This is a genomic window from Pseudomonas sp. LF-5, from assembly GCF_037626295.1.
Lineage (GTDB): Bacteria > Pseudomonadota > Gammaproteobacteria > Pseudomonadales > Pseudomonadaceae > Aquipseudomonas > Aquipseudomonas monsensis.
In genome coordinates this window covers 203,266-227,294 of record NZ_JARKMT010000006.1, presented here as the reverse complement: position 1 = coordinate 227,294, position 24,029 = coordinate 203,266, and the positions used below count along the sequence as shown (strand labels likewise).

Annotated in this window: 22 protein-coding genes; 12 read left to right on the top strand and 10 right to left on the bottom strand. The window is 61.8% G+C overall.

From position 1 onward, the window contains the following. Window positions 1-147: 147 nt before the first annotated feature. A complete protein-coding gene (locus tag PseuLF5_RS19055) occupies window positions 148-1,656 on the bottom strand; it encodes an AhpA/YtjB family protein (RefSeq protein WP_128616221.1) in 1,509 nt (502 codons plus the stop codon). A gap of 134 nt (window positions 1,657-1,790) precedes the next feature. On the opposite strand from PseuLF5_RS19055, the gene serB reads away from it, so the two are divergent. After that, window positions 1,791-3,005, top strand: a complete 1,215-nt coding sequence (gene serB, locus PseuLF5_RS19050; RefSeq protein WP_123470877.1) for a phosphoserine phosphatase SerB — start codon at window positions 1,791-1,793, stop codon at window positions 3,003-3,005. A 60-nt stretch (window positions 3,006-3,065) separates the two neighbouring features. Here serB and PseuLF5_RS19045 read toward each other — a convergent pair whose 3' ends face one another. The 4 genes from PseuLF5_RS19045 to PseuLF5_RS19030 form a co-directional block, all read right to left on the bottom strand. Then, a complete protein-coding gene (locus tag PseuLF5_RS19045; protein ID WP_340134315.1) occupies window positions 3,066-4,817 on the bottom strand; it encodes a molecular chaperone in 1,752 nt (583 codons plus the stop codon). Between the two features lie 92 nt (window positions 4,818-4,909). Then, on the bottom strand, window positions 4,910-5,770 hold the full coding sequence (gene asd, locus PseuLF5_RS19040) for an archaetidylserine decarboxylase (protein WP_340134314.1): 861 nt from the start codon (window positions 5,768-5,770) through the stop codon (window positions 4,910-4,912). 9 nt (window positions 5,771-5,779) lie between these two features. Continuing rightward, window positions 5,780-6,604, bottom strand: coding sequence for a thiosulfate sulfurtransferase (rhdA, locus tag PseuLF5_RS19035; RefSeq protein WP_222833788.1), 825 nt, complete (start codon window positions 6,602-6,604; stop codon window positions 5,780-5,782). A 42-nt stretch (window positions 6,605-6,646) separates the two neighbouring features. Then, the gene (locus PseuLF5_RS19030) at window positions 6,647-8,185 is read right to left on the bottom strand and encodes an HDOD domain-containing protein (protein WP_222833787.1); all 1,539 of its coding nucleotides are present in this window, start codon (window positions 8,183-8,185) and stop codon (window positions 6,647-6,649) included. 166 nt (window positions 8,186-8,351) lie between these two features. Between PseuLF5_RS19030 and motA the strand changes: the two genes are divergently transcribed. The 3 genes from motA to PseuLF5_RS19015 all read left to right on the top strand — a co-directional run bounded on the left by motA (window position 8,352) and on the right by PseuLF5_RS19015 (window position 11,507). Further along, window positions 8,352-9,203 carry a flagellar motor stator protein MotA gene (gene motA, locus PseuLF5_RS19025; RefSeq protein ID WP_123470887.1) on the top strand — a complete coding sequence of 284 codons (852 nt, stop codon included), beginning with the start codon at window positions 8,352-8,354 and terminating at the stop codon, window positions 9,201-9,203. Between the two features lie 3 nt (window positions 9,204-9,206). Continuing rightward, entirely contained in the window at window positions 9,207-10,283 is a 1,077-nt protein-coding gene (motB, locus tag PseuLF5_RS19020) for a flagellar motor protein MotB (protein WP_128616217.1), read from the top strand. 90 nt (window positions 10,284-10,373) lie between these two features. After that, on the top strand, window positions 10,374-11,507 hold the full coding sequence (locus tag PseuLF5_RS19015; protein WP_123470892.1) for a sterol desaturase family protein: 1,134 nt from the start codon (window positions 10,374-10,376) through the stop codon (window positions 11,505-11,507). 55 nt (window positions 11,508-11,562) lie between these two features. On the opposite strand, the gene PseuLF5_RS19010 is transcribed toward PseuLF5_RS19015, so the two are convergent. From PseuLF5_RS19010 to rsgA, 4 genes are all read right to left on the bottom strand, one after another. Continuing rightward, window positions 11,563-12,054, bottom strand: coding sequence for a toll/interleukin-1 receptor domain-containing protein (locus tag PseuLF5_RS19010; RefSeq protein ID WP_222833785.1), 492 nt, complete (start codon window positions 12,052-12,054; stop codon window positions 11,563-11,565). Next, window positions 12,054-13,013, bottom strand: a complete 960-nt coding sequence (locus tag PseuLF5_RS19005) for a caspase family protein (protein WP_322375030.1) — start codon at window positions 13,011-13,013, stop codon at window positions 12,054-12,056. Before PseuLF5_RS19005 ends, PseuLF5_RS19010 begins: the two co-directional genes overlap by 1 nt. Window positions 13,014-13,015: 2 nt before the next feature. Further along, window positions 13,016-13,423: a TIR domain-containing protein gene (locus PseuLF5_RS19000; RefSeq protein ID WP_340134313.1), complete on the bottom strand. Its 408-nt coding sequence runs from the start codon at window positions 13,421-13,423 to the stop codon at window positions 13,016-13,018. 212 nt (window positions 13,424-13,635) lie between these two features. After that, window positions 13,636-14,667, bottom strand: a complete 1,032-nt coding sequence (rsgA, locus tag PseuLF5_RS18995; RefSeq protein ID WP_123470897.1) for a small ribosomal subunit biogenesis GTPase RsgA — start codon at window positions 14,665-14,667, stop codon at window positions 13,636-13,638. A 107-nt stretch (window positions 14,668-14,774) separates the two neighbouring features. On the opposite strand from rsgA, the gene orn reads away from it, so the two are divergent. Next, window positions 14,775-15,317, top strand: a complete 543-nt coding sequence (gene orn, locus PseuLF5_RS18990; RefSeq protein ID WP_003221098.1) for an oligoribonuclease — start codon at window positions 14,775-14,777, stop codon at window positions 15,315-15,317. A 246-nt stretch (window positions 15,318-15,563) separates the two neighbouring features. Then, window positions 15,564-16,175, top strand: coding sequence for a trimeric intracellular cation channel family protein (locus PseuLF5_RS18985; RefSeq protein WP_123470899.1), 612 nt, complete (start codon window positions 15,564-15,566; stop codon window positions 16,173-16,175). A 102-nt stretch (window positions 16,176-16,277) separates the two neighbouring features. Here the strand turns inward: PseuLF5_RS18985 and queG are convergent, their stop codons facing one another. Then, window positions 16,278-17,342, bottom strand: a complete 1,065-nt coding sequence (gene queG / locus PseuLF5_RS18980; RefSeq protein ID WP_123470900.1) for a tRNA epoxyqueuosine(34) reductase QueG — start codon at window positions 17,340-17,342, stop codon at window positions 16,278-16,280. Between the two features lie 63 nt (window positions 17,343-17,405). Here queG and PseuLF5_RS18975 point away from each other — a divergent pair, with 63 nt between their 5' ends. The 6 genes from PseuLF5_RS18975 (at window position 17,406) to hfq (ending at window position 24,027) form a co-directional block, all read left to right on the top strand. After that, window positions 17,406-18,905: an NAD(P)H-hydrate dehydratase gene (locus tag PseuLF5_RS18975; protein ID WP_340134312.1), complete on the top strand. Its 1,500-nt coding sequence runs from the start codon at window positions 17,406-17,408 to the stop codon at window positions 18,903-18,905. Next, window positions 18,893-19,363 (top strand): tRNA (adenosine(37)-N6)-threonylcarbamoyltransferase complex ATPase subunit type 1 TsaE, encoded by a 471-nt coding sequence (gene tsaE, locus PseuLF5_RS18970; RefSeq protein ID WP_007967425.1) that lies wholly within the window; start codon window positions 18,893-18,895, stop codon window positions 19,361-19,363. Before PseuLF5_RS18975 ends, tsaE begins: the two co-directional genes overlap by 13 nt. Continuing rightward, window positions 19,364-20,794: an N-acetylmuramoyl-L-alanine amidase gene (locus PseuLF5_RS18965; protein ID WP_123470904.1), complete on the top strand. Its 1,431-nt coding sequence runs from the start codon at window positions 19,364-19,366 to the stop codon at window positions 20,792-20,794. Next, window positions 20,791-22,701, top strand: a complete 1,911-nt coding sequence (gene mutL / locus PseuLF5_RS18960; protein ID WP_123470906.1) for a DNA mismatch repair endonuclease MutL — start codon at window positions 20,791-20,793, stop codon at window positions 22,699-22,701. The genes PseuLF5_RS18965 and mutL overlap by 4 nt, the downstream gene beginning before the upstream one ends. Further along, window positions 22,701-23,672 carry a tRNA (adenosine(37)-N6)-dimethylallyltransferase MiaA gene (gene miaA, locus PseuLF5_RS18955; RefSeq protein WP_186748569.1) on the top strand — a complete coding sequence of 324 codons (972 nt, stop codon included), beginning with the start codon at window positions 22,701-22,703 and terminating at the stop codon, window positions 23,670-23,672. Before mutL ends, miaA begins: the two co-directional genes overlap by 1 nt. A gap of 94 nt (window positions 23,673-23,766) precedes the next feature. Next, window positions 23,767-24,027 carry an RNA chaperone Hfq gene (hfq, locus tag PseuLF5_RS18950; protein ID WP_007902656.1) on the top strand — a complete coding sequence of 87 codons (261 nt, stop codon included), beginning with the start codon at window positions 23,767-23,769 and terminating at the stop codon, window positions 24,025-24,027. Window positions 24,028-24,029: the final 2 nt, after the last annotated feature.

Below are 24,029 nucleotides of genomic sequence, written 5' to 3'. Positions count from 1 at the left end.
GCGTTCACGTCGCTGCAGGTCTTCAATATTCCCGGATCGGTTCCCTCTCCCAGCGGGAGAGGGCTAGGGTGAGGGGCAAAGTGCAGGCAACAAAAAAGCCCGCAGACATTCGCGTGTCTGCGGGCTTTCGTACCTCTGGCCTAAGGCTTACGCCCGACGTTCATGCATCCGCGCCAGTTGTCGCTCGAGCATCGACGGATAAGGCTCCATCAAGCGCTCCACGCAGCAAGCGCCTTCAGGGCTGGCAATCGGGCGGATCCGCGCACGCTGGCGGATCAGTGCATCGTCACTGATCTTGCGCTCGACCAGCAGCAGATTGCGGCTGTGTTGCGACAAGGCCAAGGCATCCTGTGCAGAGTCGGTCAGCAGCAGGTCGATCTGGCTCAGACCGAACAACTCGTCACCCAGGGTCAGACCCAGCTGCAATTGCAGGGTGATGCCGCTGTCGGCGACTTCGATCTGCAACTGATGGCCCAGCGCCCGCAGCAGCTCGCCGCAGCAGATCGCGTTGGTCAGGTAATCGTCGCCGCTGTCTTCGCTGTGGAACAGCATCAGCGTGCTGCCGTCGTTGAGGGTTTCGATTTCACCCTGATACAACGAGGCGGCCTGGTCGAGGCAGTCGCGATAACGCTCCAGCAGCTCTTCCAGGCGCGCGCGCGGCAGGCGGCGCAGTTGTTCTTGCGAGCCGAGTTGCACGGCCAGTACGGCGCTGTGCTGTGGCACGTTGGGTGTGGCCTTGCGCACAGCCGGTTGCGGGGCGGCATCCAGCGACTCGTCGCGCAGATCGGCAAAGGCGTCGTCGTCATCATCGTCTTCAACGGTGCTGACCACGTGGCGCGGCGCCGGCTTCTGTGCGGCCAGCGGACGGGTTTCGTCGAAGCTCGGATCGCGCAGGTTGCGCACTTCGAATTCCGGTTCGTCCTCTTCTTCGAACTCGGGTTCCGGCTCGGGTTTCGGCGCCGGCTCCGGAGCAAAGTTGGCGTGCAGTTGACGGGCCAGATCACCGATTTCGTCCTGGCGCTCGGTGCCCGGCGTGAATTCGTCGATATGGCGCAACCATACGCGCAATTGCAGCAGCGGCGTGGACAGGTAGCGGCCCATGCGCAGGCTCAAGGCCAGCGACAGCGCCAGCAAAATCGCACTGAGAATGCCCATGCTCTGCAGGCTGATGGTCATCGGCTGCTGGAACTGATCCATGTCCAGGCTGATGCGCAGTTGCCCGGCGGTCACGTCCTGGAAGGTGATCTTGCTCTCGTACATGCCTTCGGCTTCGCCCAACAGGCTGTGCTTGGGGCGCTGACCGGATTCGGCGAGGATGCGGTTGTCCACGCTATAGATGGCCGCGTGCGCCACCAGTTTGTTCTTGGTCAGGTTGTTGAGCAGCACATTGAGGCTGAGGATGTCGTTGGACACCAACAGCTCCGTGGCGGAGGTGGCGGTCTGCGTGGTCAGGCTTTCGCCCAGTGCATCGGCCTGCTCGTGCATGGCCTGCTTGAACTGCAAGCCCATCACCCCGGCATAGATCACCAGGGCCAGAGCGACCAGGATCACGTTATGGCTGGCAATGCGCAATGCAATCGGTACACGGCGGTGGCGCAGTGCACGGAAGATCAGCAGGAAGAAGTTATCGGTTTTAACTGGCGTGGGCCGGTTCACTGAGCTCGGCTCTTTTGTCCGTGAAGTTGACGCGCAGTATAGCGACAGGCCCTAGACCGGCAAAGCGCTCGCGGTGCCCGATGGTCACTGAAAGTGGGTAGAATGCGGTTTTTTTCCAGTTGCGGGGGTGCGCGTTGCGCGAAATCGTCCTGATTAACATCACGGGAGTCGACCGTCCGGGTCTGACTGCGGCCATTACCGGCGTTCTGGCACAAGGTGGTGTGAACATTCTCGACATCGGTCAGGCGGTGATCCACGACACCCTGTCGTTCGGCATCCTGGTTGAAATTCCCGATTCCGAGCAAGGCAAGGCCGTGCTCAAGGACATCCTGTTCAAGGGCTACGAGCTCGACCAGCAGGTGCGCTTCACCCCGGTGTCCGAAGAGGATTACCAGCAGTGGGTGGGCAATCAGGGCAAGAAACGCCACATCGTTACCCTGTTGACCCGCAAAGTCACCGCCGGCCAATTGCAGGCGGTCAGCTCGATCACCGCCAAATATGGCCTGAACATCGACCATATCGACCGTCTGTCGGGTCGCATGCCGCTGGATACGCCGGCGGACAAGGGCAAGGGCTGCATCGAGTTCTCCGTGCGTGGCGAGGCGGCGGATCCGCAGGCCCTGCGCGCCGAATTCCTCAGCGTCGCGCAGGCGCTGAACGTCGACATCGCCTTCCAGGAAGATTCGTTGTTCCGCCGCAACCGGCGCCTGGCGGTGTTCGACATGGACTCCACGCTGATCGAAGCCGAAGTCATCGACGAACTGGCCAAGGCGGCCGGTGTCGGCGAGCAAGTGTCGGCCATCACCGAGCGCGCGATGGCCGGTGAGCTGGATTTTCGTGCCAGCTTCAAGGAGCGTCTGGCGCTGCTCAAAGGGCTGGATGTCAGCGTATTGGATTCGATCGGCGCCTCGTTGCGCCTGACCGAAGGCGCCGAAACCCTGTTCGCCGAACTCAAGCGTCTGGGTTACAAGACGGCGATCCTGTCCGGCGGCTTCACCTACTTCGCCAAGCAGTTGCAGGCCAAGCTCGGCATTGACTACGTGTTCGCCAACGAACTGGAAGTGGTCGACGGCAAGTGCACCGGCGTGGCGATCGAGCCGATTGTCGACGCCCAGCGCAAGGCCGATCTGCTGAAGGAACTGGCGCACAAGGAAGGTTTGCGTCTGGAGCAGACCATCGCAGTTGGCGATGGCGCGAATGACCTGCCGATGCTGGCGATTGCCGGGCTGGGCGTGGCGTTCCGGGCCAAGCCGCTGGTCAAGCAGTCGGCCAAGCAGGCGATCTCGACACTGGGGCTGGATGGTGTGCTGTATCTGCTCGGCTTCCGCGACCGCGACGGCCAGCTTTAAGCTTGAAGCAGATCTCTGTGGCGAGGGCGCAAGCGCCCTCGCCACGGTTTCTTTAAGGCTTCAAAGCGACTTCCACAAGGAGTCGAAATCCTCCTCGCTCCCGCCATTCTGCGCGGCCTCGAGCGAGCGATAGGCAAACTGATTGAAGCTGTGTGTACTCGCCAGCCGCCGATCCAGTCCGGCGCGGTGCTCTTCGCCCTGAGTGTTGATGAGTACTTTATTGCCTTCCTGAAACGGCAGACGCGGTGCCAGCAAGGTGGCCGGCAAGTCGATTGCGCTGATCTCCGGCAGCAGTAACCCGCGCAAGTAATGGCTGTGATCGTCCCGCGAGCGCACCAGTTGCAAACCGCATGGCTGCGCATGCGGAGCCACCAGTTCAATGCCCATCTGCGTCCCGCTACCCCGTACCTGACGAATCCAGCGAATCACGGCAATGCTCCAGCCCTGGCTCGTGCTGTCCTGAATCCCGAGCATTTCTCCAGCCTGCAGCTCGGCAGGCACCTCATCAGGCCAGGCCAGGCAGTAGCCGCCGGGGCTATGGTTGATCACCGGCAACGTGTAGGTCGGGTAATGCGGTGTGCTGTCGGTGGTGCTTTCGTCCTCGGGCAGATGGTCGTACTGGATTTCTTCATAAGGCAGAAACTGCTCGTTGCCCAGCGGCGCGGCGTCGAACGCCTGACTCCAGCTGTCTTTTTCACCCTTGGCCACGGCACTGCTGAAATTGGCTGCGCGAGCGCCGGGATGCTTGAGCAATTCGCTGAATGTGCGTTCGCCACCGAGGTAGAAATGCAGGGCGCTCATGCCGACGCACACGGTCAGGTTGCCCTGGCCAACGCTGCGCTGAAAACTGCGTTCGGCGGCCTGTCCCCACGTGGCATGCAAGTGTTGCAGGGTGTCCTGGCTCATGCCGTTGGGCACTTGCAACGGCGGCGATGTGTCCTGCCGCAGCAGGTGCGCCTCGACGGCATTCACCAGCGGCTGCGGATCGAAGCCGAGCAGTCCGGCCTGTTGTTCGCGGCGAAACATACTGCGATAACGCGGCCCGACATCGAGTTCTGCACTGATCGCAAACAGGCCATCGTCCGGACGCCCGGGATGCAGTTTGAGCAACGCGCTCCACGGCTCCAGCACCTCGGCCAGGCGGGCGATCTGGTTCTGCCGCAACTGATTGCAACGCGCACTGCCCAGCAACAACGCGGCGATGTAGGTCTGTTCAAGGCTCAGCTCGGGCGTCAGGCTGGCGAGGTCGTCATGCACGCGCTTGTGCTGAAGCTGCAGTTCACAGGCGCTGCGATAGAGCTGATGCAACTCGAACCACAACTGCTCCGGTGCCGGACTGTACAGCTGCGTGGCGCGTACCAGTTGCCCCTTGAGCGCATGTGCCGCCCGTTGCAGGGCAGTGCTGAGCAGAGTCGCGCGATCCTTGCTGTATTTCGGGGTGATGCGCAGCACGATCTGTTTGTAGCCAATCGCCAGATGACTTTGCAGCGCCTGACACAGGTTGTTGATCTTGCGCGAACGCTCGTCGAGCATGATCGCCTGATGCAGAAACTGCCGCTCCAGATGCTGGCAGACGAAATACACCTCGGGGCGCAGCAACTCCAGCAGTTGCAGGCGATTGTCGCTGGGGGTGAGCAACTGATTGAGTTCGCCCAGGCCTTGATACAACTGGCGGGCGGTTTCGCCGATGTTGGCCTTGGGCAGGCCGGCGATCCAGTGCTTGAAGTCGCGCGGGGAGGCTTCGCAAAACGACCGGCGCGATTGCGTCGGGGCAGGGGCGCGAAGTGGCGGCGGGGCGATGGTCTGGCTCATGCCAAAAACCATAGCAGTAAAAATCGGGGTCTGTCGCGACGGCAAACCCTGTAAGAGCCTTCGGTAGCTCCTACAGGGAGAGCGCGGAGATATCAGGCCGTTGGCAGTGCCAGAGCCTGGCCCATTTGTACTGGCGAACCGGCGACCAGTTCTTCAGCCCATTTCACTTGATCCGGCCCGAACAGCACGATCGCGGTCGAACCCAGCTTGAAGCGGCCCAGTTCGGCGCCTTTTTCCAGATGGATCGGTGCGCGGGCGGCTTCGTCGTAGCGGAAGGTTTTCAGCTCGCGCTTCGGCGGGGTGACCAGACCGGCCCACACGGTTTCGATCGAAGCGACGATCATCGCGCCGACCAGCACCACGGCCATTGGCCCGCGCTCGGTGTCGAAGATGCACGACACACGCTCGTTGCGGGCGAACAGCTCCGGAACGTTTTCCGCGGTGGTCTGGTTGACCGAGAAGATCCGGCCCGGGATGTAGACCATCTCGCGCAGGGTGCCGGCCAGCGGCATGTGCACGCGGTGGTAGTCCTTCGGCGACAGGTAGATGGTGGCGAAATCGCCGCCCATGAACGGAGCAGCATTGGCCGTATCACCGCCGAGCAGTTCCAGCACGCTGAAGCTGTGGCCCTTGGCCTGGAATACCCGACCGTGTTCGATCGGGCCGAGCTGGCTGACCGCACCGTCGGCCGGGCTGAGGATCGCGCCCGGGGTTTCGTCCAGCGGACGTGCGCCGTCTTTCAGTGCACGGGTGAAGAACGCGTTGAAGTGCTCGTAAGCGGTCAGGTCTTCGACCAGTGCTTGCGACATGTCCACCTGATAACGCTTGGCGAACCACTGGGTGAAGGCATTCTTGAACCAGCGCACGCGGCACTCGGCAACGCAGCCGGCCAGGCGCGACAGCAGGTGATGAGGCAGCAGGTACTGGCTGAGGATAAACAGGCGCTCTTTCATTAGTTGTCCTTAAAAACCTTGAATCTCGACAGGCGTGTCAGGGTGGTTGCCCCATTCGCCCCAGGAACCGGCGTAGCCCTTGACCCGCGGATAACCGAGGGACTTGGCCACCAGATATGTGAAGCCCGACCGGTGATGGGTCTGGCAGTGGGTAATGATTTCTTTGTCCTTGGTGATCCCGAGGTCTTCGAGGATCTGCGGCATGTCCGTGCGAATGCGCAACTGGCGTGCCTTGTCCATGCCGGCGGTCCATTCGAAGTTGACCGCGCCCGGAATGTGTCCACCCTTGGCCGCCAGCACCTTCTCACCGGAATACTCCAGCGGCCCGCGCGCATCCCAGATCGCCAGATCGGCGGCGCCGAGTCGGCTTTGCAGGTATTCGCGAGTGGCGGTCGGTTCTTCGTGCAGGGTCAGCGCCACCGGGCCGCCGACGGCGGGAGGTATCTGGATCGACATCGGCATGCCGGCTTCCAGCCACGCCGGCAAGCCGCCGTCGACGTAGTGGTAGTTGTCGTGACCAATCACGTCGAGCAGCCAGATGAAACGCCCGGCCCAGCCGCCGCCCTCGTCGTCATAGACCACGTAGACCGCGTCCTTGCGATGGCCCAGTTCACCGAACAGCGCCTCCAGGTCGGCCTTGGCCGGCAGCAATCCCGGTGCTGGCGGCTGACCGAGCTGGGTGCGTTTCGGGTCGACAAAACGTGCGCCGGGAAGGTGGCCTTCGGCATAGCGGGCAGGGCTGGTCAGATCCACCAGAATCAGTTCAGGGGAATCGAGACGCGGGAGCAGGTCGCTCGGCTCGATGACGAGCGGCAAGCCAGAGAAGTCAGACATGTGAGGTCTCCAGAGCACAAAGGGGGGGATTGTAGCGCAGCCTCATCGGCCACGGCTGCTAAAGCTGTGCAGGGCTTTTTCGATGCACTGCGCGGTTTTGCCGAACGCCTGCACGGTGATGTCGGCGAACGGCCCGCCGCCCTGGTCGGCCACGACGATCATGATCACCCGGCCATTGTTGACCAGTGAGCGCAGGAACAAATGTTCGCCGCGAAACAGCGAGCGCAGGCCCGGCGGCAACAACGCGGAAAATTGTGCATTGTTCTCGGGGTTGATCCGCACCTGTGCCTGCTGCGCCAGCAGGCGCTGCAACACCTTGCTCTGGCTGACAACGAAATTCAGCGCGGCGGCGTCTTTCGGCAAACCGAAAGTCTGGTGCACGCGCAGATTGGACTGCGTGCGATCGGCCATCAGGATCATCACCCGGCGCATGCCGCTGGCGACCAGAGCATCGCGGGCAGCGACTGTCAGGCTCATGGCATTGGTGAAGCGGCTCGGTTCGGCGAGCAATTCGGCACATTGCCGGCGCCACTGGCTCAGGTCTTCAGCGGACGGCGCGGCGGCAGGCAGCATGCCCGCCGGCAAACGGTGCGTGCCCCACGGCCACAACAGCGACACCGCCGGGTGCCACAGGTCCGGCATTGCATGGTGGCGTGCGCTGTTGGCGGCTTGTTGGTGCAATTGCTGTTGCACTTCATCCATCGAGATTTGCAGATACAGGCTGGTCAGGTACTGCCAGCGCTCACTGTGCGGACTGTCCCAGGCCTGTTGCGCCGATAACGCCAGACCGTTGGCCAGCAGCACGGTGTTGGCCGGCTGATTGAGCCAGCGACGCAGGGTCGGATCGTCATCCAGGCGATTCTGCTGGCGCAACGGGTGTTCGCTGTCGCGGGCGATGCGCAGCACTTTGACCAGTTCGCGCTGTTCGCTGAGCAGCAATTTATAGCCTTGCTGCACCCAGATCGGCAGGTGCCAGACTTGCACCAGCGCCTCGGCGATCTTCAGCAGGCGCACGCCAAACAGTTGCTTCTCGACCACCGGAGCCGATTCGCCCTTGTGGATCACCCGCAATTCCCATTCTTCGAGCAACTCGGGAAACGTCAGTGCCAGTGGCCATAACGGCGAGAGAAACAACAGGCTGCCCCAATGGATGTCCTGCCACAGTCGCGCCAGGCGGCTGGCGAAAAAACCATTGGCCTGTTGCGTGGCGTGCTGGCTGATCATTTGCAGTTGGCGCAGGGCCTTGGGGATCTGCATCTGCGGTTGGGCCGGCAGGCGCGCCAGCAGTTCTTCGGTGCGCGCCAGACCCAGACGGTTGATCGCCACCTCGAGGTTTTCCGCCGGTGCGGACATGGTGCCGTGGGTGTGACGATTCGCCTCACGGATGATGCTCAAGGCCAGCGCCGGGCTGTCCTGCATCAGCTCGGCGATGTCGCGTAGCGAGCTGCGGTTGTCACGGATCGCGCGGCACACTTTGTCGTGAGCCTCTTGCGGCACGGGCAGGAGCACGCCATCGAGCAACTTTACCCAGCCCTCGAGGGTGGTCGGTTTTGCGTGTGGGACGTTCGTTTCATTAGCCATGTCTGGACGAGATCTTCACTGACTGTAGACGCGCCCGGCATGGGCTAAATTGGCTTTTCGCCTGAACTGGCTATAGTCTGGCGCAGTTTTGCCGATAAGTAGAAGAAGAGATTTTTTAACTTCCGAATATGACCTTGAACCCGACTTAAATAAGTACTTTCTACCTATGGCTAAAATTATCGGCATCATCGTCGTATTCGCGAGCGTGCTCGGCGGATACGTGCTCTCCCACGGCAAAATTGCCGCCCTGATCCAGCCCTTCGAGGTGATGATCATCGGTGGTGCGGCCCTCGGTGCATTCCTGCAGGCCAACCCCAGTTACATGACGATGCACGTGCTCAAGAAATCCCTGAGCATGTTCAGTTCGCGTTTCAGCCACACGTTCTATCTGGAAGTGCTGGGCCTGATCTACGAGATCCTCAACAAGAGCCGCCGCGAAGGCATGATGGCCATCGAGGGCGACATCGAAGATGCCGCCGCGAGCCCGATCTTCGCCAAGTACCCGGCGGTGCTCAAAGACGAGCGCATGACCGCATTCATCTGCGATTACCTGCGCATCATGTCCTCCGGCAACATGGCTCCGCATGAGCTGGAAGGCCTGTTCGACATGGAACTCTACAGCCTCAAGGAAGACCTCGAGCACCCGTCCCATGCGGTGAACGGCATCGCCGACGCCATGCCGGGTTTCGGTATCGTCGCGGCGGTACTGGGTATCGTGGTGACCATGGCTTCGCTGGGTGAAGGCGATCAGAAATCCATCGGTCTGCACGTGGGTGCGGCACTGGTCGGTACCTTCTTCGGTATTCTCGCGGCCTACGGTTTCTTCGGTCCGTTGGCGCACTCCCTGGCTCACGATGCCAAGGAAGAGCTGAACGTCTATGAAGCGATCAAAGCCTCGCTGGTGGCCTCCGCTTCCGGCATGCCGCCATCGCTGGCGGTCGAGTTTGGTCGCAAGGTGCTGTACCCGGCCCACCGTCCAAGCTTTGCCGAGCTGGAACAAGCCGTTCGCGGTCGTTAAGTCATGGAAAATAACCAGCCGATAATCATCAAGCGCGTCAAGCGCATCGCCGGCGGGCATCACGGCGGGGCGTGGAAAATCGCCTTCGCCGACTTCGCCACGGCGATGATGGCGTTCTTCCTGGTGTTGTGGCTGCTGTCCACCGCCACACCGGAACAGAAGATCGCCATCGCCGGTTACTTCAAGGACCCGGTCGGCTTCTCCGAAAGCGGCACGCCATACATCATTGATCTGGGCGGCACACCGACTCTCGCGCCGGAAAACACCCTCAACCCCGAAGTGAAGTCGCAGCCGCAACCGGACAAGGTCACGGTCGACACCGAGCAGGTCGAAGGCATGGCCGAGCAGGTCGAGAAAGAACGCCTGGAGCTGTTGCTGCAAGAGCTGCAGAACAAGGTCGACGAGAACCCGCAACTGCAGAAGTTCAAGGATCAGATCCTGTTCGAGATCACCCCGAACGGCTTGCGCATCCAGATCATGGACGCCGAAAACCGGCCGATGTTCGACTCGGGCTCGGCGCGTCTGAAACCGTACTTCGAAGACATCCTGCTGGCCATGGCCGACACCATCAAAGCGGTGCCGAACAAGATCAGCATCAGCGGCCACACCGACGCCAAGCCGTACACCGGCACCGGCGATTTCGGTAACTGGGAGCTCTCGGCCAACCGCGCCAACGCCGCCCGGCGTGCCTTGGTTGCCGGTAGTTATCCGGAGTCGCAGGTGGCGCGGGTGGTGGGTTATGCCTCGTCGGCATTGTTCGACAAGGAAAACCCGTTCAACCCGGTCAACCGTCGCATCGACATTGTGGTCCTGACCAAGAAGGCTCAGGCAGCCATCGAAGGGGCGCAAGGTGCCGATCCGGCCAAGCCGGCGGATGACAGCCAGAACGGTAACGCTCCGGCGACACCGGTCGATCCGAACGCGCTGCCGGCGGATCAGCAACCGGTGCCGGCGCACGAACTGCGCGAACGGCTCAACCTGTTCGACGACGCCGCGCCGAAACCGGCCGCGCCGGGAACTGCGCCGCCGGCACCCGCTGCGCCACCGGCCACTGCACCGGCTGTCGCGCCGAAGCAGTAACCGACAAAAAGCCACGGCCACCGTGGCTTTTTGGTTTCTGCCTGCGTCGCAATGAGCAGTCGCAGTTATCGCAATCACGGAAGATCAGTTATGGAAAGACTCAAAGCCTATTTTCAACGGCACGGCAACGCACCCTTCAAATTTGGTGAGGGGCGGGTCAGTGGCTATATTTCAGCCACCCTCGGGTTGTTGAGCCTGCTGGCGGTGCTCTGTTTCCTGTTTCCTGAATGGCTGACCACCGCCGAACTGCGCAAGGTCTATGACGAGCAGTTCGCACGCACCACGCTGTTGCTCGGGCTGGTGCTGTCGTTCAGCCTCGGCACCCTGAACATCCTGCTCAACAAGCGCAAGCGCCTGGGGATTACCGGGCTGGTCGCATCGGGGCTGGCGGTGTTCCTCGGCGGCACCAACGTGCAAGTCAGTGAAATCGGGCAGACCCCTTACTCGCTGGGTCTGGACTGGTTCGTGCTGGCGCTGCTGGTGTCGGCGATCGTCTTCATTCCTTTGGAAAAGCTCTATTCCAAGGACCCCGAGCAAAACATCCTGCGCCCGCACTGGCGCACCGACCTGACCTATTTTTTCGTCAGCCACATGCTGGTGCAGTTCATCCTGATTTTCATCACCGCCTCGTCGGGTTACATCGCCGGTTGGGCGGTGTCGCCGGGGTTGCAGGCCAGCGTCCAGAGCCTGCCACTGGTGGTGCAGTTCCTGCTCGCGGTGCTGGTGGCGGATCTCGGCCAGTATTGGCTGCATCGTCTCTACCATGTGGTGCCATTTCTGTGGCGTATCCACGCGGTGCATCACTCCAGCACCCACATGGACTGGCTTGCCGGTTCGCGCGTGCACTTCATCGAAATCCTGCTGACCCGCACCGGCGTACTGGTGCCGCTGATGCTGCTGGGGTTCGCGCCTCAGGCGTTGAATGCCTACGTGATTCTGGTCGGTGTTCAAGCGGTACTTGCCCACGCCAACGTGCGAATCAATGGTGGCTGGCTGAACTACCTGATCGTCCTGCCGCGTTATCACCATTGGCACCATGCCCGGCACAAGGACTACATCTACAAGAACTACGCGATCCACACGCCGTTGGTGGACATGCTGTTCGGCACGTTCAAGCTGCCGCCGAAAGAGTGGCCGGTGCGTTATGGCGTATTTGGCAAGGAGCTGCCGGGCGGGATCGTGCGTCAGCATCTGTATGCGTTTCGCAAGCCTGAGCCGAAGTAGGCCAGGTGGACAGCAAAAGCCCCGAATGTTCGGGGCTTTTTTGTGTCTGGTGGGGTTAGAAGCCGCGCCGGATACGGTTCTTCAATCCCTCATGGAACATCTCGGCATTGGTCTTGTTGGCGCTGCGTGTCGATTGATTGCCGGTCACCGAGTCGAGCGTCATCGAGCGCTTGATTGTTCCTTCGCTGCGATAAGCGTCGATGAAGAAATCCACATCGGCCGGTGTGCTCAGCTTCGGCCACTTATCCAGATAAGCCGGCAATTGCGTGGGGCCGGTCTTGAATGAGCAGATCCGCCGATTGCTGATCGTCGCCTCGCCGATTTCGAACGGCACCCACCACGACAATGCGGTTTTCTCTGACACCACTGCCAGTAGGTGCGTGCATTCGGTGATGTTGCGCGTGATGACCCCGGTGATGTCGTCGGTGGTCTGCGATTCCGGGTCGAGCACGTCGAGGTAGGTCTTGATGTTGGCCTGCATCAATTGGCTATTGATGGCCATGGCCTGTGGACGATCCATGTGGCGGTAACTGATGAATACGGGCATCAGAAGTGTCCTTTTAGGGCGAGTTCGCGGTAGTAGGCACCGAGGGCGGTGAGGCGGCAGCCGGTGGAGTTGATGGCCGCGTAATACATGTGTTCGGCGCCCACCGGTTCTATCAGGCTGTGGCGATTGCACATTTGCAGTTGCTTGAAGATGTCGCCGTGCTCGGGGTCGAACAGCGCTTCGGTGGGCTCGTAGCTGGGGTCGAGCCTGAAGACGAAACTCGGCTCGGGGAACCAGTCCTTGAGTTTGCGTAGGGTTTCTTCGGCAATCAGCGGCGCGACCTCGCGTAGCGGCACAAACTGCGAGACATTGGTCTTGAACACCGGGCGCTGTTCCCAGGCTCCCAGCGCATTGTCGACAAACGAATAGACGCTACCGGGGGTGACCTTGCCGAGCACGTTGGCGGCGCCACCATGCAGCGCTTGCAGCAACAGATCCGTAAACACACCGTGGCCGCGACTTTCGAGGGCGGACTGTTCTTTTTTGCAGGCGGTGAGAATGGTCATGCCTTCGCCGATCACACTGCTGCCGCCGCGTAAATTGCGCATGGCACCTGCTGCTCCGGCCTGGCAGCAATCGAGAATGATGATTTTGTTTTTGATCTGCGACGCTTGATCAGCCCACAGCAGAATGTCGCTGATGCGGATACCGTCTCCGCCAGGCTGGTAGTCCTGAGGAATCAGTAGCCCTTCGTCGATGCTGGTGTCGAACTGCCCATGACCGGCGAAGTACAGCAGTGCCACGTCACAGTCGCCTGAGAACAGGCTCTGGATCTGCTGTTTCATGTGTTTGAGCGTCAGGTTCTCCTCAGAGGAGGTCAGCACTTTGCTGCTGAAGTTCGGGCGCCCGTTGGCGTGGCGCTCCAGTACCGAAGCCATGGCCATTGCGTCGTTGTTACAACCGCTCAAAGGAGCGACATGGGCGTAGTGGTTGATGCCGATAAACAGTCCCTTGCGCATGGTTACACCGCCGTGTGCAGGCGAATCGCACTGACGATGCTGTTGGTGTTCCACGCGCATTCGGCGTGCGCCGCTTCACGCACCACGGTGGAAATGCGCTCGGCGCCGAATGGCTTGATCGCGATGATCACCTTGCCCATGCGTTTGGCGATCTCGATTTCCTTGTTGATCCACTTGCTATAGGTCGAATACATCCCGGCCATGATCAGCACCGCCGAGCAAGGGCGAATCTTGTTTTCGATGGCTTCTTCGAGCTGCTTGTCGGTCTGCGCGCCCATGATCGGGTTATGTGGCGGCACGGAAAAATTCTTGAAACTGAAATCCGGCTTGGCGCCGAGCAGGCGTATCAGATTGTCGTGAGCGTGGGCGTAGTTCCACGAATGGCTGATGAACAGGTGATAGGTCTGCATGGGGTTCCTCGAAGGTCGCAAAGGTGCGAAGGAGGACCCCAATCTAGGCATCTGGAGCTTGCCTACAAGGGTTGGGCGGTGAAAGAGAAATGTCCTGCAAGCAGGCGCGCGCGAGCCTGTCGGAAAAGTCTGACGTTTAACGAAATCGGGGATTTGTCAGGCGCGGTCCGACATCCGGCAGCCCTCGGGCGAGGTGCTGCCGGTGCAGGTGTTTAGTAGCCGTTTTCCGGCAGGCTGGCGATGATCGAGCGGTAGCTGTTCATCCGCTGCTGCTGCACGCGGCCATCTTCCAGGGCCTTGAGCAGTGCGCAACCCGGTTCACGGTCATGCTTGCAGTCGCGGAAGCGGCAAGTGCCGAGCAGGTCGTTGAACTCGATGAAGCCGGCTTCGACGTCGGCGCGGCTGACGTGGCCCAGGCCGAATTCACGGATGCCCGGGGAGTCGATCAGCTCACCGCCACCGGGGAAGTGGAACAGGCGCGCGGTGGTTGTCGTATGCGTGCCCTGGCCGGACAGCTCGGACAACGGCCCGACGCGGGTTTCGACTTCCGGCAGCAGGCTGTTGACCAGCGACGACTTGCCGACACCGGACTGGCCGACGAACACGCTGATGCGGCCGTCGAGCTGCTGTTGCAGCTGTTCCATGCCGTTGCCGTGATGCGCCGAGACTTCCAGCACCGGATAACCCAGCGTGCGGTACACCGCCAGCAGGGCGTTGAGTGCCGGGGCGTTCTGCTCGTCGATCAGGTCGAATTTGTTCAGCAGCAGCAACGGGCGGATGCCGGCATGTTCGGCTGCGACCAGATAGCGGTCGATCAGGTTGGCATGCGGCTCGGGCAGCGGCGCGAAGACGATGACAATCATGTCGACGTTCGCGGCTACCGGCTTGAGCTGGCCACGGCTGTCCGGACGGCACAGTTCGGTGGTGCGCGGCAGTTGCGCGACAATCACCCCGATGCCCTGGTTGCCGGCACGCCAGACCACGCGATCGCCGGTCACCAGTGCCGGCAGGTTGGCGCGCAGGTGGCAACGGAATACCTGGCCGGCCAGCTCGCCGTCTACGGCCTCGACCTCGACCTGCACACCGAAGTGGGCGATCACCAGGCCGTGTTGCTCAGGGCCGAGGTCGCCGCCCTCGAGGGCTTCGACCGCCGAGGACTCGCGTTTGGCGGCGCGGGCGGCGCGCTCGCCCTGAATCTTTTCGATGCGCCAGTTTTGACGACGATTGAGTTGGCGTTTGGCCATGGGTGTTCCGTCTGAAGAATGCAGCGATTAGGTAAAACGGCCGCGAGTTTAGCACGCCCGGGCACTGGCCTAGGCTAAACTGCGCAGCATTGCCTAGGAGCCCGAATATGCAAAACCCGCAGAACCTGATCTGGATCGACCTGGAAATGACCGGTCTGGATCCGGAAAACGACGTCATTATCGAAATGGCCACCATCGTCACCGACAGTGACCTCAATACCCTGGCCGAAGGCCCGGTGATCGCCATTCACCACAGCGACGAAGTGCTCGCCCGCATGGACGAGTGGAACACCCGCACCCACGGCAACTCCGGCCTGACCCAGCGGGTGCGCGACAGCCGCATCAGCATGGCCGAAGCCGAGGCCGAAACCATCGCGTTCCTGGAGAAGTGGGTGCCGAAGGGCAAGTCGCCGATCTGCGGCAACAGCATCTGCCAGGACCGGCGCTTCCTTTATACCCACATGAAAGCGCTGGAAAGCTACTTCCACTACCGCAACCTCGATGTCTCCACGCTCAAAGAGCTGGCCGCACGCTGGGCGCCGGATGTCCGCGACAGTTTCAAGAAGGGCAGCACCCACTTGGCGCTGGACGACATCCGCGAGTCGATTGCCGAGCTGCAGCACTACCGCAAGCACTTCATCAAGTTCTGACTTCGGATTCGGTGGGTGATGGCTTTTGTGGCGAGGGGATTTATCCCCGTTGGATTGCGAAGCGATCCCCGTGCATTAAAACGGAGAGACCGCGTGTGCAGGTTTTGCGACTGCTGCGCAGCCGAACGGGGATAAATCCCCTCGCCACAGGTATCGCGTTCACCGAGTAATCTGGAATGGCATCGCCCCCTTCTGGTGCGGCACCGAAATGGCTAGACTGCGCGCCTTCCTGCCTGGACCGCCGCCATGTTGCTGATGCTCTATCTGATTGCCATTACTGCTGAAGCCATGACTGGCGCGCTGTCTGCCGGACGGCGCGGCATGGACTGGTTCGGTGTGGTGCTGATCGCCTGTGTCACGGCGCTGGGTGGCGGCTCGGTGCGCGACGTGCTGCTCGGGCACTACCCGCTGACCTGGGTCAAACACCCGGAGTACCTGGTGTTGACCTCGGCGGCAGCGATGCTCACCGTGTTCACCGCCCGCTGGATGCGTCATCTGCGTTCGTTGTTCCTGGTGCTCGATGCGGTGGGCCTGGTGGCGTTCACCCTGATCGGCTGCATGACCGCTCTGGAAATGGGCCACGGCATGCTGGTGGCTTCGGTCAGCGGCGTGATCACCGGGGTCTTCGGCGGCATCCTGCGCGACATCTTCTGCAACGACATCCCACTGATCTTCCGTCGCGAGCTGTACGCCAGCGTCTCGTTCGCGGCGGCGTGGTGCTACATGCTCTGTCTGTACCTGAACGTGCCGGGCGAGCAGGCGATCCTGATTACCTTGTTCGGCGGTTTCCTGCTACGACTGCTGGCGATCCGTTTCCACTGGGAAATGCCCAAGTTCGTTTATAACGATCAGCCCTGACGCGATTCCCAAGGAGCTGCCGCAGGCTGCGAGCTTTTGCTCTTGTCTGGTAAAAATCAAAGTCACAAGATCGCAGCCTTCGGCCGCTCCAACATTGTGTGATTACGCGAGGCCGTGCTGTTTCAGTGCCCACTCGACGTGTTCGCGGACTAGATCGGATGGGTAGTCGCGGCGCGCCTTCAAGGCTTCCAGCACCGGAATGCTCGACGGCGCATTGCCCAGGCCCACGGCCAGATTACGCAACCAGCGCTCGTAACCGGCGCGGCGCAGCGGCGAGCCTTCGGTGCTGCTGAGGAATTTGTCCTCGTCCCACAGAAACAGCTCGGCCAGTTCGGCGTTGTCCAGATTGTGCCGTGGCTTGAAGTCGCTTTCCCCGGACGGCCGGGCGAAACGATTCCACGGGCAGACGATCTGGCAGTCGTCGCAGCCGAACACGCGGTTGCCGATCAGCGGGCGCAGGTCTTCGGGGATGGCGTTTTTCAGTTCGATGGTCAGGTAAGAGATGCAGCGCCGGGCGTCCAGCACATAGGGGCCGACGAAAGCGTTGGTCGGGCAGATGTCCAGGCACGCCGTGCAGCGACCGCAATGTTCGGTGCTGTGGGGTTCGTCCACCGGCAGCGGCAGGTCGACGAACAGTTCGCTCAAGAAAAAGTAACTGCCAGCCTTACGGTTCAATACCAGCGTGTTTTTGCCGATCCAGCCCAGTCCGGCCTGCTCGGCGATGGCTTTTTCCAATACCGGTGCACTGTCGACAAACGCGCGGAAACCGAACGGGCCGATCTCGGACTGGATCTTGTCGGCCAATTGTTGCACGCGTTTACGGATCAATTTGTGGTAATCGCGGCCCAAGGCATAGCGCGACACGTAAGCTTTCTCCGGTTGCGCCAGCATTTGCGCCATTTGCGTGTCGCCGGGCAGGTAGTCCATGCGCAGCGAAACCACGCGCAAAGTGCCCGGGACGAGTTCCTCGGGGTGCGAGCGTTTACTGCCATGTGCCCCCATGTAATCCATTTCGCCGTGGTAGCCGGCTGCCAGCCAGCGTTGCAGGTGCTGCTCATGCTCGGCGAGGTCCAGGCCGCTGATGCCGACTTGCTGGAAGCCCAGCTCGCGGCCCCAATCCTTGATCGATTGGGCGAGGGCGGGCAGATCTGTGGGGATGGCGGACATGAGGCGAGAGAAACCGGAGCTGAGGTGCGTATAATTCTGCCAGACATCGGAGCCCGAAGACGCATGCCGCACACGAAAGATGAATTACCCGACGCGCTGTACGCCGCCGCCCAGGTGCGCGAGCTCGACGCGCGGCTGATCGCTGCCGGCACGCCGGGCTTCGAATTGATGCAGCGCGCTGCGTATGCGTGCTGGCGTGCACTGGTGCGGCGCTGGCCCTCAGCCACAGAACTGACCGTGCTGGCCGGGCGTGGCAACAATGCTGGCGACGGCTATTTACTGGCCGTGCTGGCGCAGCGTGCCGGTTGGGCGGTCCGGGTGCTGGCGGTCGGTGAGCCGCAGCGGTTGCAAGGCGACGCAGCGCTGGCCCATGCCGAGGCACTGGCCGAAGGTGTTGCGGTGCAGGGCTGGAGTGCCCAGGCCGAGTTGCGCGGCGTGGTCCTCGATGCGCTGCTCGGTACCGGTTTGAGTGGCGAGGTGCGTGAACCCTATGCCGCCGCGATTGCCGCGATCAACGCCTGCGGCCTGCCAGTGGTGGCGGTCGATATTCCTTCCGGGTTGTGTGCCGATAACGGGCGAGAGCTGGGTCTTGCGGTGCGTGCTGACCTTACAGTGACGTTCATTGGTCTGAAGCCGGGTTTGTTCACCGGTGACGCGGCAGATTGTGTCGGCGAGCTGGTGTTCAGCGGTCTGCAGGCTACACCTGAGATCTACCGTGACATTCCGGTCGCGGCTTGCCGGCTCAACGCGGCTAATCTGCCGCGGTTGCCGGCACGCGCCCCAACCTCCCACAAGGGTCGCTTCGGTCATGTGTTGCTGATCGGTGGTGATCATGGCTTTGGCGGGGCGATCCTGCTCAGTACCGAAACCGCCTTGCGCAGTGGCGCAGGCATGGTCTCGCTGGCGACGCGCCCGGAGCATGTCCCGGCGGCGCTGACCCGTGTGCCAGAGGCCATGGCTTTGGGCGCTTCATCGGCCAATCAGTTGATGGGCTTGCTCGAGAAAGTTTCGGTGCTGGTGGTCGGGCCGGGGCTGGGGCAGGCGAGTTGGGGGCGGGCGTTGTTGTCGGCCGCAGCGAATGCGCCGTTGCCGCAAGTATGGGACGCCGATGCATTGAATCTGCTCGCCGGCGGATTTGTCCGTCTGCCCAAGGAGTGCGTGATCACCCCGCATCCGGGTGAGGCCGCGCGTTTGTTGGGGATCAGTACCGCCGATGTGCAGGCCGATCGTCTGGCGGCGGCGCGGACGCTGAGCAAGAAATACTCAGCCGTCGTCGTCCTCAAAGGCGCCGGCAGTTTGATCGCCCATCCCGACGGGCGTCTGGCGCTGTGTCATCAGGGCCATCCGGCCATGGCCACCGCCGGCCTCGGCGATGTGCTCGCGGGGTTGACTGGTGCGCTGCTGGCGCAAGGGATGGACGGCTTCGATGCGGCGTGCCTGGCCGTCTGGCTGCACGCCAATGCCGGCATGCAGCAAGGAAAATTGGGCCGTGGGCTGGCGGCCAGTGATTTGATTCCAGCCATTCGTCAGTTGTTGGAGGAGCATGCACCGTGTCTGAAGTAACCCTGTACCTGGCCGATGAACAGGCCATGAGCGACTTTGGCGCACGGATCGCCCGCGTGACCCAGGGCCACGGCCTGATTTTTCTCGAAGGCAATCTGGGCATGGGCAAAACCACCCTGTCGCGGGGCATCATTCGTGGCCTGGGGCATGTCGGGGCGGTGAAAAGTCCGACCTTTACCCTGGTCGAACCCTACGAGATCGGCGACGTCCGTGCCTTCCACTTCGACCTGTATCGCCTGGTCGATCCGGAGGAGCTGGAGTTTCTCGGCATCCGCGACTATTTCGAAGACGATGCGCTGTGCCTGATCGAGTGGCCCGATAAAGGTGCAGGCTTTTTGCCAAAGCCTGACCTGACCATTACCATTAGCCCGCAAGACAGCGGGCGTTCGCTGAAAATTTTATCCCAAGGCTCGCGTGGCGAGGCCTGGTGTGCCGCTTTGGCATTGGAATCCAATTAAATGATGGGGTTAGGTATGCGCTTTCGCGCGTTGGTGGCTGCCGCTGGACTGATGTTGATGGCAGTAACCGTCAACGCTGTGGCCGAGACAAAGGTCAACAGCGTGCGCCTGTGGCGGGCGCCGGACAACACGCGGCTGGTCTTCGACCTCAGCGGCCCGGTGCAGCACAGCGTCTTTACCCTGACCGCACCGGACCGGCTGGTGATCGACATTAACGGCGCCACCCTCGGCGCGCCGTTGAAAGTCTCAACTGCGAATACACCGATCACTGCGATGCGCTCGGCCCAGCGCACGCCGACCGACCTGCGGGTGGTCATCGACCTGAAAAAAGCCGTCACCCCGAAAAGCTTCTCGCTGGCGCCGAATGCGCAATACGGCAACCGTCTGGTGGTCGACCTGTTCGACAACCCGGCCGATGCCGCTCCGCCGCCTGCGCCAGCGCCGCAAGTGGCGACGGTGCCTGCGGTGCCGGTCACGCCTGCGGAACCCGCCATCAAGTTACCGCCAGCGCCGGCCGGCAAACGCGACATCATCGTAGTGATCGACGCCGGCCACGGCGGCGAAGACCCGGGCGCGTCCGGCTCGCGCGGCCAGCGTGAGAAAGACGTGGTGCTGCAGATCGCTCGCGAACTGCAACGTCAGGTCAACGGCATGAAAGGCTTCCGCGCCGAATTGACCCGTACTGGCGACTACTTTATCCCGCTGCGTGGCCGTACTGAAATCGCGCGCAAGAAGGGTGCTGACCTGTTCGTCTCGATCCACGCTGACGCCGCGCCGTCGGCGGCCGCCTTCGGTGCGTCGGTGTTTGCCTTGTCCGATCGCGGTGCCACGTCGGAGACCGCCCGCTGGCTGGCCGACAGCGAAAACCGTTCCGACCTGATCGGCGGCGCCGGCAACGTCAGCCTCGACGACAAGGACCGCATGCTCGCCGGTGTGCTGCTCGACCTGTCGATGACCGCGTCGCTGACTTCCAGTCTCAACGTCGGTCAGAAAGTCCTGACCAACATCGGCCGGGTGACGCCGCTGCACAAGCAGCGTGTGGAACAGGCCGGGTTCATGGTGCTGAAGTCGCCGGACATCCCGTCGATCCTGGTCGAAACCGGCTTCATCTCCAACGCCAACGAAGCGAACAAACTCTCGGCATCGAGCCACCAGCAGGCGCTGGCCCGTTCGATCAGCAGCGGTGTACGCCAGTTCTTCCAGCAAAACCCGCCACCGGGCACTTACATTGCCTGGCTGCGTGACTCCGGCAAGATCGCCCAAGGTCCGCGCGATCACCGCGTGAGTCCGGGCGAGACGCTGGCGATGATTGCGGTGCGTTACCAGGTGTCGCCCGCGACCCTGCGCAGCGCCAACAACCTCAGCAGCGATGAGCTGAAAGTCGGTCAGCACCTGACCATTCCTGGCACCGAACTGGCGTCCAAAGAATGAGCCAGGTGCTGAACACTGCCCGCATCGAACTGCTCAGCCCACGGCTGGCGAACCAGATCGCCGCCGGTGAGGTGGTCGAGCGCCCGGCCTCGGTGATCAAGGAACTGCTGGAAAACAGCCTCGATTCCGGTGCCAAACGCATCGACGTCGACGTCGAGCAGGGTGGCGTCAAGCTGCTGCGGGTGCGCGACGACGGCAGCGGCATTTCTGCCGATGACCTGCCGCTGGCGCTGGCCCGTCACGCCACCAGTAAGATCCGCAACCTCGAAGACCTCGAGCAGGTGATGAGCCTGGGGTTCCGCGGTGAAGCCCTGGCGTCGATCAGCTCTGTGGCGCGCCTGACCCTGACCTCGCGCACCCGCGATGCCGACCAGGCGTGGCAGGTCGAGACCGAGGGTCGCGACATGGCGCCTCGTGTTCAGCCCGCGGCACATCCGGTCGGTACGTCGGTGGAGGTGCGCGATCTGTTCTTCAACACCCCGGCGCGGCGCAAATTCCTCAAGACCGAAAAAACCGAATTCGATCACCTGCAAGAAGTGATCAAGCGTCTGGCGCTGGCGCGTTTCGACGTGGCCTTCCACCTGCGCCACAACGGCAAGACCATCCTCAGTCTGCACGAGGCTCACGATGATGCGGCCCGCGCCCGGCGCGTGGCGGCGATCTGCGGTTCGGGCTTCCTTGAGCAGGCCTTGCCGATCGAAATTGAACGCAATGGCCTGCACTTGTGGGGCTGGGTCGGTTTGCCGACGTTCAACCGCAGCCAGGCGGATTTGCAGTATTTCTTTGTGAATGGCCGCGCGGTACGCGACAAGCTGGTGGCCCACGCGGTGCGCCAGGCCTATCGCGACGTGCTGTTCAACGGCCGTCATCCGACCTTCGCGCTGTTTTTCGAGGTCGATCCGGCCGCGGTCGACGTCAACGTCCACCCGACCAAGCACGAAGTGCGCTTCCGTGACGGGCGCATGGTGCATGACTTCCTTTACGGCACACTGCACCGCGCACTGGGCGATGTGCGCCCCGAGGATCAGTTGGCCGGTTCCGTGACGACCGCTGTCGTGCGGCCAACCGGTATCGAGGCTGGCGAGTTCGGTCCGCAGGGTGAAATGCGTCTGGCGGCCAATGCGCTGCTCGAGCAGCCACAGGCGCAACCGGCGTTCAATACCTCGTCTGGCGCCAGTGCTGGCGGCGCTTATCAGTATCAGTACACGCCGCGGCCGCAATCGGCGGTGCCGCCAGCCGCCGAGGCTCAAGCCGCGTACCGTGAGTTTTTCGCGCCGCTGCCCGAGGCCAATGCCAACGCGCTGCCGGCCGGTCAGGAGGACATTCCGCCACTGGGTTACGCGCTGGCGCAGCTCAAAGGCATCTACATCCTGTCCGAGAACGCCCAGGGTCTGGTGCTGGTGGACATGCACGCCGCCCACGAGCGGATCATGTACGAACGCCTGAAAATTGCCATGGCCAGCGAAGGCCTCAGCGGCCAGCCGTTGCTGGTGCCGGAATCGCTGGCGGTGAGTCAGCGTGAGGCCGATTGCGCTGAAGAGCACGCCGCGTGGTTCCAGCGCCTCGGTTTCGAGCTACAGCGTCTTGGCCCGGAAACATTGGCCATCCGCCAGATCCCCGCGTTGCTCAAACAGGCTGAAGCCAACCGCCTGGTCGGCGACGTGCTGTCGGATTTGATGGAGTACGGCACCAGCGACCGGATTCAGGCGCACCTCAACGAACTGCTCGGCACCATGGCCTGCCACGGCGCGATCCGCGCCAACCGGCGTCTGGCCTTGCCGGAAATGAACGGCCTGCTGCGCGACATGGAAAACACCGAGCGCAGCGGTCAATGCAACCATGGCCGACCGACTTGGACCCAACTGGGCCTGGACGATCTGGACAAACTGTTCCTGCGCGGTCGTTGATGAGCCAGCTCCCTCCAGCAATTTTCCTGATGGGCCCGACCGCTGCGGGCAAGACCGACCTGGCCATCGAACTGACCAAGGTGCTGCCGTGCGAGCTGATCAGTGTCGATTCGGCGCTGGTCTATCGTGGCATGGACATCGGCACCGCCAAGCCGTCGAAAGAGCTGCTGGCCGAATTTCCCCATCGCTTGATCGACATTCTCGATCCGAGTGAAGCCTATTCCGCTGCCGATTTTCGTCGCGATGCCCTGCAAGCCATGGCCGAGATCACCGCACGGGGGAAAATTCCGCTGCTGGTGGGCGGCACGATGCTCTATTACAAGGCTTTGGTCGAAGGTCTGGCGGACATGCCGGCGGCCGATCCCGGGGTTCGTGCGCAGATCGAGGAAGAGGCTGCACGCCTTGGCTGGCAGGCCCTGCACGATCAGTTGGCGGTCATCGACCCGGTCTCGGCAGCGCGGATTCATCCGAACGATCCGCAGCGCTTGAGTCGGGCACTGGAAGTTTATCGGGTCAGCGGTCAGAGCATGACTGCCCTGCGTCAGCAACAATCTGCGCAAAGTACTGAAGCCGCCGCTTCGGGACTGCAACAATTGCCCTATACTGTCGCGAACTTGGCGATTGCTCCGGCAAACCGTCAGGTATTGCACGAGCGCATTAAACAAAGATTCACAAATATGTTGGAACAGGGATTCATCGACGAGGTCGTAGCCCTGCGTAAAAGAAGTGACCTGCATTCAGGGTTGCCGTCTATACGTGCAGTAGGTTACCGCCAAGTCTGGGATTACCTGGATGGCAAGCTGACGTTGGCCGAAATGCAGGAGCGCGGCATCATCGCCACGCGCCAATTGGCCAAACGCCAGTTCACCTGGCTGCGCAGCTGGGAAGATTTACACTGGCTGGACAGTCTTGATTGCGACAATCTGCCACGCGCCTTGAAATACCTCGGGACCATCTCCATATTGAGCTGAGTCCTTGCAATTGCCGTCTATCCTTGGGGGTGTGGCGGCCAAAGCCATCTGAATTACCTATTTTTATTATTGAATCCTTAAAGGAGTGCGGCACATGTCAAAAGGGCATTCGCTACAAGACCCTTACTTGAATACTTTACGTAAAGAGAAAGTTGGGGTTTCCATCTACCTGGTCAACGGTATCAAGCTGCAAGGCACGATCGAGTCGTTCGACCAGTTCGTGATCCTGCTGAAAAACACCGTGAGCCAGATGGTTTACAAACACGCTATCTCGACAGTAGTGCCGGTTCGTCCAATTCGTCTGCCTAGCGCAACCGAATCCGAAGCAGGTGACGCTGAGCCAGGTAACGCCTGATA